This is a genomic window from Rahnella sp. PD12R (assembly GCF_019200965.1).
Taxonomy (GTDB): domain Bacteria; phylum Pseudomonadota; class Gammaproteobacteria; order Enterobacterales; family Enterobacteriaceae; genus Rahnella; species Rahnella laticis.
Genome location: NZ_JAHTMS010000001.1, coordinates 397,787 through 411,211, shown reverse-complemented (window position 1 = coordinate 411,211; position 13,425 = coordinate 397,787). Strand labels below are relative to the sequence as shown.

Below are 13,425 nucleotides of genomic sequence, written 5' to 3'. Positions count from 1 at the left end.
CAATAAATTGGCGCTAAATTCATCTCAATAATCATACAAAATACTAACGTATTGGTAATAAAATATATGCATTTTTAATTGAACGTTCAATCAAAAAAAAGTTAAATAGGTGACGTCAGAGCGTTAACAAGGTTGGACGAAAGCGTAAAAAAACGGTTTTTTAAGCGCGTCTCAACCCGCTCATTTTCAGGAGCCGGATCCATGCCCAAAGTAGGAATGCAGCCCATCAGACGGCAGCAATTGATTGAGGCAACGCTGGCCGCAGTGAACGAAGTCGGGATGCACGATGCCTCGATTTCGCAAATTGCGCGCCGCGCAGGCGTCTCCAACGGCATCATCAGTCACTATTTTCGTGACAAGAATGGGCTGCTGGAAGCGACCATGCGCTACCTGCTCAGTCATCTGGGGGAAGGGGTGCAGTTGCGGTTGTCGCAACTGATGGATACCGCACCGACGGCGCGGTTGCATGCGATTGCAGAAGCCAATTTTGACGACAGTCAGACCAACAGCGCGGCGATGAAAACCTGGCTGGCCTTCTGGGCGAGCAGCATGCATCACCCGCAGTTGTACCGGCTGCAACAGGTCAACAGCCGCCGGCTCTATTCAAATTTATGTTCTGAATTCAGGCGTTTTCTGCCCAAAGGCGAAGCGCGACTCGCGGCGCAAAGTACCGCAGCACTGATTGACGGCCTGTGGCTGCGCGGTGCGCTGAGCGGTAAGGAATTTAACCGCGCCGAGGCGATGCAAATTACCCGCCGCCACATTGAGTCGCAGCTGGTTACGCCGTAATTCACGCAGAGAATCCATCAGACCGCACAGACCGAGGAGAGATTTATGTCCCGCTACGGCAAGCAAAAACTTTATATCAACGGGCGTTTTCAGGACAGCACCGGGGATGACACCTTCGACGCCGTGAATCCGGCCAATGGCGAAGTGATTGCGCAGGTGCAATCCGCCACGCACGCCGACGTTGATCTGGCGGTGAAAGCCGCGCAAAAAGGCCAGAAAGTCTGGGCAGCGATGACGGCCATGAGCCGTTCGCGCATCCTGCGCCGTGCGGTAGATATTCTGCGCGACCGCAACGATGAGCTGGCGGCGATAGAAACCGACGACACAGGTAAACCGCTGTCCGAAACGCTGGCAGTAGATATCGTGACCGGCGCAGACGTGCTGGAATATTACGCCGGATTAATTCCTGCCATCGAAGGCCAGCAGATCCCGCTGCGCGATTCTTCCTTTGTTTACACCCGCCGCGAACCGCTGGGCGTTGTGGCCGGGATCGGCGCGTGGAATTACCCGATTCAGATTGCGCTGTGGAAATCCGCACCTGCGCTGGCGGCCGGTAACGCGATGGTCTTCAAGCCAAGTGAAAATACGTCACTGACCGCACTGAAGCTGGCGGAAATTTACACCGAAGCCGGCGTGCCGGACGGCGTATTCAGCGTCGTCACCGGTGCGGCAGACGTCGGGCAGGCATTAACGGATCATCCTGACATCGCCAAAGTGTCTTTCACCGGCGGCATCAAAACCGGTAAGAAAGTGATGGCCAGCGCGTCGGCATCGACCCTGAAAGAAGTGACGATGGAGCTCGGCGGCAAATCTCCGCTGATTATTTTCGACGACGCGGATCTGGATAAAGCCGCCGACATCGCGATGATGGCGAATTTCTACAGCTCGGGGCAGGTCTGCACCAACGGCACGCGCGTATTCATTCCGAAATCGCTGCACAAAGCTTTTGAGGCGAAAGTGCTTGAGCGCGTGAAACGCATCCGTCCGGGTGACCCGACGGATGAGAACGTCAACTTCGGCCCGCTGGTCAGCTTCGCGCACATGGAATCCGTGCTGCGTTACATCGAAAGCGGCAAACGCGAAGGCGCAACGCTGCTGACCGGCGGCGAACGCATCACCACCGGCGACTTTGCCCGTGGCGCTTACGTTGCCCCGACGGTCTTTACCGACTGCCGCGATGACATGCTGATCGTCCGCGAAGAAATCTTCGGGCCGGTGATGAGCATCCTGACCTACGAGAGTGAAGAAGAAGTGATCCGCCGCGCCAACGATACCGAATACGGTCTGGCCGCCGGGCTGGTCACGCAAGATCTCAACCGCGCGCACCGCGTGATCCACAAGCTGGAAGCCGGGATTTGCTGGATCAACACCTGGGGCGAATCCGCCGCAGAAATGCCGGTGGGCGGTTACAAACATTCCGGCGTCGGGCGCGAAAACGGCGTCACCACGCTTGAGCATTACACCCAAATCAAATCCGTGCAGGTCGAACTGGGCGAATTCAGCTCAGTCTTTTAATCCGCCGCAACAGAGGAGATTTTAATGGATTACGATTACATCATTATTGGTGCCGGTTCTGCCGGCAACGTGCTCGCCACCCGACTGACCGAAGACAGCGCCGTCAATGTACTGCTGCTCGAAGCCGGTGGCCCGGATTATCGTCTGGATTTCCGCACGCAGATGCCTGCCGCACTGGCTTTCCCGTTGCAGGGGCGCCGTTATAACTGGGCGTATGAAACCGACCCGGAGCCGCACATGAACAACCGCCGTATGGAATGCGGACGCGGCAAAGGGCTGGGCGGTTCGTCGCTGATCAATGGCATGTGTTACATCCGCGGTAACGCGATGGATTTCGACAACTGGGCAAAAGCGCCGGGGCTTGAAGACTGGAGTTATCTGGATTGCCTGCCGTATTTCCGCAAGGCAGAAACCCGTGATATCGGCCCGAATGATTTCCACGGTGGCGATGGCCCGGTGAGCGTCGCGACGCCTAAAAAAGGCAACAATCCGCTATTCCACGCGATGATTGAAGCAGGCGTTCAGGCCGGTTATGCGCGCACTGACGATCTGAACGGATATCAGCAGGAAGGTTTTGGCCCGATGGACCGGACCGTAACGCCGAAAGGTCGCCGCGCCAGTACCGCTCGCGGTTATCTTGATCAGGCAAAACCGCGCGCGAATCTGACTATCGTCACGCACGCCATGACCGACAAAATCCTCTTTGAAGGCAAGCGCGCCGTGGGCGTCAGCTATTTCAAAGGTGACGGCGATAAAGCGGTGAAGGCCAAAGCGAAGCGGGAAGTGTTGCTGTGCAGCGGCGCGATAGCCTCTCCGCAAATTCTGCAACGTTCGGGCGTTGGCCCGGCAGAATTGCTCAATAAGCTGGATATTCCGGTGGTGCATGATTTGCCGGGCGTCGGCGAGAATTTGCAGGATCACCTGGAAATGTACCTGCAATACAGCTGTACCCAACCGGTTTCGCTGTATCCGGCGTTGCAGATGCACAATCAGCCCGCGATCGGCGCGGAATGGTTGTTCAAAGGCACCGGCGTTGGCGCGAGTAATCAGTTCGAAGCGGGCGGTTTTATCCGCAGCCGTGAAGAATTTGCATGGCCGAATATTCAGTATCACTTCCTGCCGGTGGCGATTAATTACAACGGCAGTAACGCGGTGAAAGAGCACGGTTTCCAGGCGCACGTAGGCTCGATGCGTTCGCCAAGCCGCGGTCGCGTACAGGTAAAGTCGAAAGATCCGCATCAGCATCCGAGCATTTTGTTTAACTACATGGCGAGCGAGCAGGACTGGCAGGAATTCCGCGATGCTATCCGCATCACGCGTGAAATCATGGCACAACCGGCGCTGGATGCTTATCGCGGCCGTGAAATCAGCCCGGGCAAACATGTGCAGACCGACGAAGAGCTGGATGCGTTTATCCGCGAACATGCGGAAACGGCGTTCCACCCGTCCTGTTCATGCAAAATGGGCACCGACGAAATGGCGGTAGTGGACGGGCAGGGGCGTGTTCACGGCACCGAAGCGCTGCGCGTGGTCGATGCTTCCATCATGCCGCAAATCATCACCGGCAACCTGAACGCTACGACGATCATGATTGCCGAGAAGATTGCTGACAAAATCCGCGGACGTCAGCCCCTGCCGCGCAGCACGGCGGATTACTACACCGCAGGCGACGCGCCGGTACGCACCGAACCGTTAAAAAATCTGCCTTAATGTTTTTACAGGCTGGTTACAAATAGCCTTTAAGGCATGATACAAAGAGATATTCTTCGGGATATCTCTTTTTTTTTGCAGCCAGATAACGGCGAATTCAGGTAAGGGCGGGGCATCTATTCATGAGCGAATCTTCTTCTCTCCACTGGCAGGATTATCACCACAGCGAACTTAACGCCGCGCAGATTTACGCCATTCTGGCCCTGCGCAGTGAAGTGTTTGTGGTCGAACAAACCTGTGTTTATCAGGATATCGACGGGCAGGATCTGGCTGGCGAAAACCGTCATATCGTCGCATGGCTCGACGGGAAACCGGCGGCGTACGCGCGTATTTTGCGTCATGAAGATGACGTCGCCATCGGACGTGTGATCGTCGCGCCTTCCGCACGCGGCCTGAAACTGGGGTATCAGCTGATGGAACAGGCGCTGGCGGCGTGCCAGAAACACTGGCCGGGCGAGCGGATTGCGATTTCCGCGCAGGCGCACTTACAACAGTTTTACGGCAGGCTGGGGTTTGTGGCGTATACGGAGATTTATGATGAAGATGGGATCGCGCATGTCGGGATGGAGTTTAAGGTTTAGTTTTCAATTTCAATTTCAACTTCAACTTCAACTTTAAGGTCAAAACCGTGGGCATCGGCCCACACCGACCAAAGACCCGGTAACGCGCGGGTCTCTGGACTCTGCGCTTTTTTAACTACGCGCTGCCGCTGGCTGGCACTGTTTCAGGTGCCATAGCTATTGCCGCAAAATCCCGCCGCTGCGCGGTTCCCTGCACTCGGGTTACAAACCGCGCGAAAAAATACGCGGTTTTCCACCTCTCGCTACGGCATGATTTTTGAAAGCGGCTGGGGGCTTATCTAAATTCAAAATCAGGCTGGTTTTAATCTTTTACAAAGGCAATCTGGCGCGCTCAGAAATGTTGCTGACCGTGGGTTCGAGACCTGTGGCTCGAACCCACGGGGAAGGAACCGCGCAGCGGCAAGATTTCGCGCCACACGCTGTTGTGCCAGAACATGTCCATCGTCCCAGCGATAGCGCGCAGTTTAAGAGCCCGGGATTCTCAAGGGGCGCGGCGACAGGCGCTCCTTGAGGCCGGTTTGGGCGGCGAGCCCAAGGTCTTGCCGGTTTGGGTGGCAACCCAAGGTTTTGACCTGAGCTGAGTGAACACCGCTTTATTCCCAATAGGCTGGTAAGCCAAACTTCTCCACCAGATAATCAATCACCACCCGCACCTTAACCGAAGCCCTGCGGGCATTCGGGTACAACGCCGAGATAGTCTGTGGTTCCGGCGACGTGGAAACCTGGTACTCCGGCAACACGCTCACCAGCGTTCCGGCGCGCAGTGCATCGCCAATCAGCCAGGTTGGGAAAACCACTAACCCCATTCCGCCGATGGCTGCCTGCGTCAGGGTTTCAGCGTTATTGCTGGTGAGTACGCCGCGCAGGTTCCATGAACGCCATTCTTTTTCCGGCTGGCGGAAGTACCAGCGCTGGGAACCGGCAAACCCTTTAAAAACCAGACAACTATGGTTTGAAAGATCGTCCGGCGTGGCCGGCATGCCTGCGCGGGCGAGATATGCCGGGCTGGCGGCGAGACGGAAATTCTGGTGCCCGAGCGTTCGTGCCTGAAGGGTGGAATCGGCCATGACGCCAATCCGGATCAGCAGATCTACGCTGTCCTGCAACGGATCGATGAAATCATCCGTCTGCATCAGTTCGATGTTCAGCCGTGGAAAACGTGTGCTCAGTTCCGGCAGCCAGGGCGCAACATGACGCTGACCAAAAACCACCGGCGCATTAATTCGTACCAGCCCGCCCGGTTCGCTGCTTTGTTCCTGCAAATCCTGCTCGGCGAGATCCAGCTGTGTCAGCACCTGACGCGCATGCTCCGCCAGTAACTTTCCGGATTCTGTCGGGCTGACCGCCCGCGTGTTGCGGTACAGCAGCTGCGTCTGTAATGCCTGCTCCAGCTGGGCAATCACGCGCGAAACCGTGGAAGGGGACATCGCTTCGCGTCGGGCCACTTCGGAGAAATTCCCCTGATCGAGCACCGCCACAAACAGGCGCAAAGACTGAATGTTGATCTGATTGAAACTTTTCATCTGTGCGATTCCTGCAAAGGTATTTTCCTGATTGTGCGGTTTTTCGCATAACGTTGTCACGCTATAGTCGCCGCTTCTTAAATACCGGGCAGTAAAAATAATGAGAACAGGGCAATGATGAATCTGATGTTAATTCCGCTGGTCGTTCTGGCGGGGATGGGGCTTTCGCTGGAAGCGGGGCTTATCGGCCCGCTGGGAACCGAAGTCGGGCACTTGTGGGCGACGCTCAGCATTTTTGGCGTCGGCGCGGTGCTGACCGGTTTACTGGTGCTGTTTTTCAGCCCGCGGAATGCGCCCTCTTATACTGAGCAACCCGGCTGGCAACTGCTCGGCGGCGTGTTGGGGCCGGTATATGTCGTGGTGCTGACTATTGCGACGCCGGTGATTGGTATCGGGATGACGATGATTGCAATTTTGTCAGGGCAGGTGGCGAAAAGTGTTCTGATCGACCATTTCGGCTGGTTTGGCACACCGCATAAAAAAGTGGGTGGTGAACGCCTGCTGGCGCTGGTGTTTATTGTTGCTGCACTTGTTCTGATTGCCTGGGGTTAACCAATGACTGAAATGATTATGATTATTCTGGCTATCGTGGCCGGTGCGGCGCTGAGTATGCAGGCGGCGGTGAACGGGCAGCTGGGCGAAAAGGTTGGCGTCCTGAAAAGCGCATTTCTGACGTTCAGCGTCGGCGCGGCTATCACGGCGGTGCTGATTCTGTTTCTGCAAACGCCGCAGCAGGCAACGTTGCTCACCGTACCTAAATGGCAGCTGATGGGCGCGTTATTTGGTGTGCCTTACATCATTGTGATGGTGACAGCTGTGCCGCGGGTAGGGACGGCGGTTGCTACGGTGGCCGTGATTTTAGGGCAACTGGCGATGGGAATGCTCATCGACAATTTCGGCTGGCTGGATAACCCGCAAATCGCACTGTCATGGCACCGTCTCGCGGCGATTCCCTGTCTGATTATTGCCCTGGCGCTGATTTACCGGAGCAACCGGAAAGCAGCCTAAGGGCGGGGCACGGGCCGGTTTGCCGCATGCCATATAGCGGGAAAATTATTGCAGACGCGGGTCAAACATCATGGGCTCGCGTTCTGCGGAATCGAGCAACGGCGCGAAATCCGGATGCTGCGGATTAAGCAGCACATTATATTCCGTCGGGACAATGACCGACGGAACCCTCAGCCCGACGTGTTCACCTTCTGCCAGCCACGCTTCGCCCTGACGCTGCGTGCTGTCCGGCGGCGAAGGGCTGCGCCAGTCCGCGGCCAGCTCATCGACCTCAAGCGTATCGAGCAGTGTATCCGGCACCTCAATACTGAGCAGAGTGTATGAGCGCATCAGCATACTGTTTTGTAAATGCACCAGAATCTCGAGGATCGCCAGTGAGATGCTGGTGGTCAGATACACCACCGGCCTGCCCGGCGGGTTCCAGCGGCCACCGTAAATCTGGGCTCCGGCACCTGTCCAGGCCGTGGCTAAATGTTGGGTCTGAATAATGCGAAACAGCTTCAACTGAATACCCCGTGCTGAAGACGGCCAATCAGCCGGTTCACTTCCACCGCACCCGCTTCAGAAGACAACAACTCCAGCGGCCTTGAACCTGCCAGCGCCGGAGCAGGGCGGGTTATCCAGTCCAGCGCCGCGATGCGGTCGCCTTCAAACAGATCCGTCGCCGCATCGATGGTGCGTACCAGCCGCGCCACGCGCTCGCTTTCGTCGCTTTTCAGCAATCCGTTTCCCGCTTTACGCCGCGCATAATTGCGCTCGTTAATCCCCATTATTTCCAGCAAAACCATTTTCGGCCACCCCAGCTCTGTGTTCAGGCGGTTGATACTATCAACCGGAAAACCTTTCTGTATGGCATTTAGCAAACTGATTCCGCTGCCTGCGGGAAGCCCCGCAGATTCCCACAGCGGCGTTACAGCCTCTTTCATTTGTCTGGAAGACAGCCCGGTAATTTTTGAACTCATGATGTCGGTCTCCGCACCGTTAATTGTCATAACTATAGCATGACAATTAACGGTGCGGTGGATTTGTGTACACCTTTTGTTTTGCTCAGATGACAGGCGGATGAAATCACCATGAAACATAAATGTGATCAATGTCACGTTGAGCATGTATCAGGATGAAACAGAAATTGACAAACCTTGACCAAATCTATTTATTAGCTAAGAAAAGTTAACTCTTGTAGGAAGTGACTGGAAATTGCATGTTTATTGCACTATGTGCAGCAATCGGTTGCGGATCACAGTTTTAGGGTTCTATTTATGCAACGCCTGAAAGTGGCAAGGCGTTGTCCCACCCCCGCTTCTGGTAAAAATATGAAAAATAAAATTATTGCAGCAGGCGCTTTGATGGCTTTGTCCTACAGCGCGACCGTGCTCGCTGATGATAGCAAGGGCGAATTTGTTTCTGACTGGTGGCACCAAAGTGTCAACGTGGTAGGCAGCGCCGACACCCGCTTCGGGCCTACTCTGCGTAACGATGTTTATCTTGAATATGAAGCGTTTGCGCACAAAGACTGGTTTGATTTCTACGGCTATATCGATATTCCTAAAACTTTCGGTGCAGGTAACGGCAACGACACCGGTATCTGGGATAAGAACGGTTCTCCGCTGTTTATGGAAATCGAACCGCGCTTCTCTATCGATAAGCTGACCGGCACTGACCTGAGCTTTGGTCCGTTCAAAGAATGGTACTTCGCGAACAACTATATCTACGATATGGGCCCGGACAGCGATAACCGTCAGAACACCTGGTATATGGGTCTGGGTACCGACATTGATACCCATCTGCCAATGAGCCTGTCTCTGAACGTGTATGCAAAATACCAGTGGGAAAACTACGGCGCAGCGAACGAAAACAGCTGGGACGGCTACCGTTTCAAAGTGAAATACTTCGTTCCTCTGACGCAGCTGTGGGGCGGCAACCTGAGCTACATCGGGTTCACCAACTTTGACTGGGGCTCCTCACTGGGCGATGACGATTTCCGTGACCTGAACGGCAATAAAGCGCGTTCTAACAACTCTATCGCGTCCAGCCACATCCTCTCGCTGAACTACACACACTGGCATTACTCGTTCGTGGCGCGTTACTTCCACAACGGCGGCCAGTGGGCTGACGGCGCTGAGCTGAACTTCGGTAATGGTAATTTCGACGTGAAATCTACCGGCTGGGGTTACTATGGCGTGATCGGTTACAACTTCTGATTTCAGTTGTTAACCCGAAAAAACCCGGCTGATGCCGGGTTTTTTGCTTTTCTGACCCTCTGATAATCCTGCGCATAACACACTTTTTTAGCTATTGAGTGAAAAATGACCACAACTACAGGCGATCCCGCCGCGCCGTTGTGGCATAATGCGCGCCAAATCACATTTCCCAATGAAGAGCGAGCGTTGTGCTAAGTACTTACAACATCACCATGCAATTCGGCAGCAAGCCGTTATTTGAAAACATTAACGTCAAATTTGGCGGCGGTAACCGCTATGGCCTGATTGGCGCGAACGGTTGTGGTAAATCCACTTTCATGAAAATCCTCGGTGGCGATTTAGTGCCATCAGGCGGCAACGTGGTCCTCGACCCGAACGAGCGTCTGGGTAAACTGCGCCAGGATCAGTTCGCATTCGAACAGTTCAGCGTGCTGGACACCGTGATCATGGGCCACACCGAATTGTGGGAAGTGAAGGAAGAGCGCGACCGCATTTATGCAATGGCAGAAATGAGCGAAGAAGACGGCTACAAAGTGGCTGATCTGGAAGTCGCTTACGGCGAAATGGACGGCTATAGCGCCGAATCCCGCGCCGGTGAACTGCTGCTGGGCGTCGGCATTCCTGTTGAGCAACATTACGGCCCGATGAGCGAAATCGCACCAGGCTTTAAACTGCGCGTATTGCTGGCTCAGGCGCTGTTCTCTGACCCGGAAATTCTGCTGCTCGACGAACCGACGAACAACCTGGACATCGATACCATTCGCTGGCTGGAGCAGGTGCTGAACGAGCGTAACAGCACCATGATCATCATTTCGCATGACCGTCACTTCCTGAACATGGTGTGTACGCACATGGCGGATCTGGACTACGGCGAACTGCGTGTTTATCCGGGTAACTACGACGAATACATGACGGCGGCAACGCAGGCTCGTGAACTTCTGAGTGCCAATAACGCCAAGAAAAAAGCGCAAATTGCCGAGCTGCAATCATTTGTCAGCCGCTTCAGCGCCAACGCCTCCAAATCTAAACAGGCAACTTCCCGTGCCCGTCAGATTGATAAAATTCAGCTCGACGAAATCAAAGCGTCCAGCCGCCAGAACCCTTACATGCGTTTTGAGCAGGACAAGAAATTGTTCCGTAATGCGCTGGAAGTGGAAAAAATCACCAAAGGTTTCGACAACGGTCCGCTGTTTAAAAACCTGGGCCTGATGCTGGAAGTCGGCGAGAAAGTCGCGATTCTGGGCGCCAACGGTATCGGTAAATCGACCCTGTTGAAAACGCTGGTCGGTGAGCATGAGCCGGAAAGTGGTTCAGTGAAATGGTCTGAAAACTCAAAAATCGGTTACTACGCGCAGGATCACGAATATGAATTCGACGATACCCTGAACGTTTTCGACTGGATGAGTCAGTGGAAATCCGAGAAAGACGACGAGCAGGCGGTGCGCGGTGTTCTCGGGCGTCTGCTGTTCGGTCAGGACGACATCAAGAAGAAAGTGAAAGTGCTTTCCGGTGGTGAGAAAGGTCGTATGTTATTCGGGAAACTGATGATGCAGCGTCCGAACATCCTGATCATGGATGAACCAACCAACCACTTGGATATGGAATCTATCGAGTCACTGAACATGGCGCTGGAAATGTACGAAGGCACGCTGATCTTCGTTTCCCACGACCGTGAATTCGTCAGCTCGCTGGCGACGCGTATTCTGGAAATGACACCGACCCGTGTCATCGACTTCTCCGGTAACTACGAAGACTACCTGCGCAGCCAGGGCATCAACTAAACCTCGTCATCCTTCAAGCTGCCTCTGCGTTGGCTGCCTTCGCGAACCCCGGTCACATACTGATGTATGCTCCCGGGGATTCACTCAGTTGCCGCCTTGATGCAACTCGAATGATTTAGAGGTTAGTATCATTAAAAAACCGCCATTATCCGGCGGTTTTTTTGTGTCTTAAATCTGAGAATCAGTGATTACCGCAAACCTCGCAACCTGGATCTTTCATCAGGTTCATCTGGCGAAATTGCAGCGTCATGGCGTCGTACATCAGCAGTTTTCCGCGTGGCGTTTCGCCGAAGTGAGTCAGCAACTTGATAGTTTCCATGGCCTGCAAGCTTCCAATGGTGCCGACCAGCGGTGACATTACGCCGGCTTCGACGCAGGTCAGCGCATTTTCGCCAAACAGACGGCTCAGACAGCGATAGCACGGCTCGCCGGGCTGCCACGTAAATACGCTCAGCTGGCCTTCCATGCGGATGGCAGCACCGGACACCAGCGGTTTTTTCTGCGTAAAACATTGCTGATTGAGTTGATTCCGCGTCGTGACGTTGTCGGTGCAATCGACAACAATGTCGCAGGCGGCAATCAGTTCGCGCAGCATTTCGTCATCGGCCAGAGCGTCAACCTGATTCAGCTGAATGTGCGGGTTGATTGCCGCCAGCGCCAGCGCAGCGGATGCCACTTTCGACATGCCGATTCTGGCGTCAGTGTGCAGCGTCTGGCGCTGCAAATTGGACAGCGAAACAGTGTCGAAATCCAGCAATGTCAGCGTGCCTGTTCCGGCGGCTGCCAGATATTGCGCCGCCGCACAGCCCAGACCGCCGAGGCCGACAATCAGCGCGTGGCTGGCTTTCAGCTTTTCCTGCGCATCGAAATCAAACCCTTTCAGCACGATCTGGCGGTTATAACGCAGGGTTTCGGCGTCCGTCAGTTCCGGCAGCGTCGCCATGATCAGCTCCGAAGCAGGGCGTTGAAAGGTTCGATTTCTACGATTTCGCCTGCGGCGACGTTTTCGCGCTCACGTTCAAGCACCACAAAACAGTTTGCAAGGCTGAATGAGCTGAAGACATGCGAGCCCTGATGGCCGGTGGTCCGTACTTCGAGCTGGCCTTCGGCGTTCGTGCTGAAAATACCGCGCTGGAAATCCAGGCGTCCGGCGGATTTCTTGAGCGGTGTCAAGGCCTTAGCTTTCAGGCGCGGCGGAAACTGCCAGGCGGTGTGGCCGGAAAGCTGAGCGATAAACGGTTGCACGAGCTGATAAAACGTCAGTGCAGCAGAAACCGGATTGCCCGGCAGGCCGCAGAACCAGCTGTCCTGCAATTTGCCGAACGCGAATGGTTTACCCGGTTTCATCGCCAGTTTCCAGAAACCAATCTCACCCAGTTCATCGAGCATTTGCTTGGTGTAATCGGCTTCACCCACGGACACGCCACCGCTGGAAATCACCAGATCGGCAAAGGCATTGGCTTCTTCAAAGGCTTTGCGCAGCGCCTGCGGATTATCGCGGATAATCCCTAAATCCAGCACGGTGCAGCCGAGCTGTTCGAGCATCAGACGCACGGCGAAACGGTTGGTGTCGTAAATCTGGCCTTCCTCTAACGGCGTGCCGACGGGTTGCAGTTCGTCCCCGGTCGAAAACACCGCGACTTTCAGCGCTTTCCAGACGTTAACTTCCGTCACACCTAAAGAAGCCAGCAGTGGCAATTCAGCTGCGCCGAGGCGCACACCCGCAGGCAGCACGCTGTCGCCTTGTTTGATGTCATCGCCGGTCAGACGGATATTCTGGCCTTTATGCACTTCTGCGGTGAACCGCACGCCCGCCTCCGACACGTCGGCCTGTTCCTGCATGATCACCGCGTCGGCACCTTGCGGAACCGGCGCGCCGGTCATGATGCGGATGCAGGTTCCGGCAGGCCATTCACCGTGGAAAGGCGCACCGGCAAAGGCTTTACCTGCCACAGGCAGAACGGCGTCCGTGTGCAAATCGGCACAGCGCACGGCGTAACCGTCCATCGCGGAATTATCAAAAGGCGGGACGAAAACCGGGGATTTCACCGGCGTGGCGGTAATGCGGCCTGCGGCGGCAGCGAGCGGGAGAGATTCGGCATCTTTCGCTGTTTTGGACGGGACATAAGCGCGCATTTTTTCCAGCGCTTCTTCCAGCGAGATCAGACCGGCAGTATTGAATTCCATGAAAATTCCTTTGAGGTTCATCCCGGCGGAACGGGTGTTTTCACCGGAACCGGGCGGGGAATTGGAGCATGCGCACAGTATGACAGAGAAACGCGGCGAACCAAAAATTGCGGAAGGCGTAAAAACTTCG

13 protein-coding genes are annotated in these 13,425 nt (G+C 55.1%); 8 read left to right on the top strand and 5 right to left on the bottom strand.

Annotated elements, in window-relative coordinates; all coding sequences use genetic code 11:
* Positions 1-201 precede the first annotated feature (201 nt).
* The 4 genes from betI to KWG64_RS01950 all read left to right on the top strand — a co-directional run bounded on the left by betI (position 202) and on the right by KWG64_RS01950 (position 4,595).
* Positions 202-789 (top strand): transcriptional regulator BetI, encoded by a 588-nt coding sequence (betI, locus tag KWG64_RS01965; RefSeq protein WP_218520757.1) that lies wholly within the window; start codon positions 202-204, stop codon positions 787-789.
* A gap of 45 nt (positions 790-834) precedes the next feature.
* The gene (gene betB, locus KWG64_RS01960) at positions 835-2,304 is read left to right on the top strand and encodes a betaine-aldehyde dehydrogenase (RefSeq protein ID WP_218520756.1); all 1,470 of its coding nucleotides are present in this window, start codon (positions 835-837) and stop codon (positions 2,302-2,304) included.
* A gap of 24 nt (positions 2,305-2,328) precedes the next feature.
* A complete protein-coding gene (betA, locus tag KWG64_RS01955) occupies positions 2,329-4,014 on the top strand; it encodes a choline dehydrogenase (RefSeq protein WP_218520755.1) in 1,686 nt (561 codons plus the stop codon).
* Between the two features lie 122 nt (positions 4,015-4,136).
* Positions 4,137-4,595, top strand: coding sequence for a GNAT family N-acetyltransferase (locus KWG64_RS01950; protein WP_218520754.1), 459 nt, complete (start codon positions 4,137-4,139; stop codon positions 4,593-4,595).
* Positions 4,596-5,188: 593 nt separating this feature from the next.
* Here KWG64_RS01950 and KWG64_RS01945 read toward each other — a convergent pair.
* Positions 5,189-6,118, bottom strand: a complete 930-nt coding sequence (locus KWG64_RS01945; protein ID WP_218520753.1) for a LysR family transcriptional regulator — start codon at positions 6,116-6,118, stop codon at positions 5,189-5,191.
* Between the two features lie 117 nt (positions 6,119-6,235).
* Between KWG64_RS01945 and KWG64_RS01940 the strand changes: the two genes are divergently transcribed.
* Both KWG64_RS01940 and KWG64_RS01935 read left to right on the top strand, forming a co-directional pair.
* A complete protein-coding gene (locus tag KWG64_RS01940) occupies positions 6,236-6,670 on the top strand; it encodes a DMT family transporter (protein WP_195812971.1) in 435 nt (144 codons plus the stop codon).
* A gap of 3 nt (positions 6,671-6,673) precedes the next feature.
* Positions 6,674-7,126, top strand: a complete 453-nt coding sequence (locus KWG64_RS01935; RefSeq protein ID WP_218520752.1) for a DMT family transporter — start codon at positions 6,674-6,676, stop codon at positions 7,124-7,126.
* 45 nt (positions 7,127-7,171) lie between these two features.
* Here the strand turns inward: KWG64_RS01935 and KWG64_RS01930 are convergent, their stop codons facing one another.
* Positions 7,172-7,630: an RES family NAD+ phosphorylase gene (locus KWG64_RS01930; RefSeq protein WP_218520751.1), complete on the bottom strand. Its 459-nt coding sequence runs from the start codon at positions 7,628-7,630 to the stop codon at positions 7,172-7,174.
* Positions 7,627-8,088, bottom strand: a complete 462-nt coding sequence (locus tag KWG64_RS01925) for an antitoxin Xre/MbcA/ParS toxin-binding domain-containing protein (protein ID WP_195812849.1) — start codon at positions 8,086-8,088, stop codon at positions 7,627-7,629. The genes KWG64_RS01930 and KWG64_RS01925 overlap by 4 nt, the downstream gene beginning before the upstream one ends.
* Before the next feature lie 351 nt (positions 8,089-8,439).
* Here KWG64_RS01925 and KWG64_RS01920 point away from each other — a divergent pair, with 351 nt between their 5' ends.
* Complete coding sequence (locus tag KWG64_RS01920) at positions 8,440-9,327, top strand: nucleoside-specific channel-forming protein Tsx (protein ID WP_101075991.1); 888 nt, start codon at positions 8,440-8,442, stop codon at positions 9,325-9,327.
* Between the two features lie 188 nt (positions 9,328-9,515).
* A complete protein-coding gene (locus KWG64_RS01915) occupies positions 9,516-11,108 on the top strand; it encodes an ABC-F family ATPase (RefSeq protein WP_101075990.1) in 1,593 nt (530 codons plus the stop codon).
* 181 nt (positions 11,109-11,289) lie between these two features.
* Here KWG64_RS01915 and moeB read toward each other — a convergent pair whose 3' ends face one another.
* Positions 11,290-12,051, bottom strand: coding sequence for a molybdopterin-synthase adenylyltransferase MoeB (moeB, locus tag KWG64_RS01910; RefSeq protein WP_218520750.1), 762 nt, complete (start codon positions 12,049-12,051; stop codon positions 11,290-11,292).
* Positions 12,052-12,053: 2 nt separating this feature from the next.
* On the bottom strand, positions 12,054-13,295 hold the full coding sequence (gene moeA / locus KWG64_RS01905; RefSeq protein ID WP_218520749.1) for a molybdopterin molybdotransferase MoeA: 1,242 nt from the start codon (positions 13,293-13,295) through the stop codon (positions 12,054-12,056).
* Positions 13,296-13,425: the final 130 nt, after the last annotated feature.

What these genes read in the sequence shown, in the direction of transcription:
- KWG64_RS01920 (WP_101075991.1), top strand. Translation starts at nt 8,440, where the DNA reads ATGAAAAATAAAATTATTGCAGCAGGCGCTTTGATGGCTTTGTCCTAC.
- betB (WP_218520756.1), top strand. Translation starts at nt 835, where the DNA reads ATGTCCCGCTACGGCAAGCAAAAACTTTATATCAACGGGCGTTTTCAG.
- KWG64_RS01925 (WP_195812849.1), bottom strand. Translation starts at nt 8,088, where the DNA reads ATGAGTTCAAAAATTACCGGGCTGTCTTCCAGACAAATGAAAGAGGCT.
- KWG64_RS01945 (WP_218520753.1), bottom strand. Translation starts at nt 6,118, where the DNA reads ATGAAAAGTTTCAATCAGATCAACATTCAGTCTTTGCGCCTGTTTGTG.
- moeA (WP_218520749.1), bottom strand. Translation starts at nt 13,295, where the DNA reads ATGGAATTCAATACTGCCGGTCTGATCTCGCTGGAAGAAGCGCTGGAA.
- betA (WP_218520755.1), top strand. Translation starts at nt 2,329, where the DNA reads ATGGATTACGATTACATCATTATTGGTGCCGGTTCTGCCGGCAACGTG.
- KWG64_RS01935 (WP_218520752.1), top strand. Translation starts at nt 6,674, where the DNA reads ATGACTGAAATGATTATGATTATTCTGGCTATCGTGGCCGGTGCGGCG.
- KWG64_RS01940 (WP_195812971.1), top strand. Translation starts at nt 6,236, where the DNA reads ATGAATCTGATGTTAATTCCGCTGGTCGTTCTGGCGGGGATGGGGCTT.
- KWG64_RS01950 (WP_218520754.1), top strand. Translation starts at nt 4,137, where the DNA reads ATGAGCGAATCTTCTTCTCTCCACTGGCAGGATTATCACCACAGCGAA.
- betI (WP_218520757.1), top strand. Translation starts at nt 202, where the DNA reads ATGCCCAAAGTAGGAATGCAGCCCATCAGACGGCAGCAATTGATTGAG.
- moeB (WP_218520750.1), bottom strand. Translation starts at nt 12,051, where the DNA reads ATGGCGACGCTGCCGGAACTGACGGACGCCGAAACCCTGCGTTATAAC.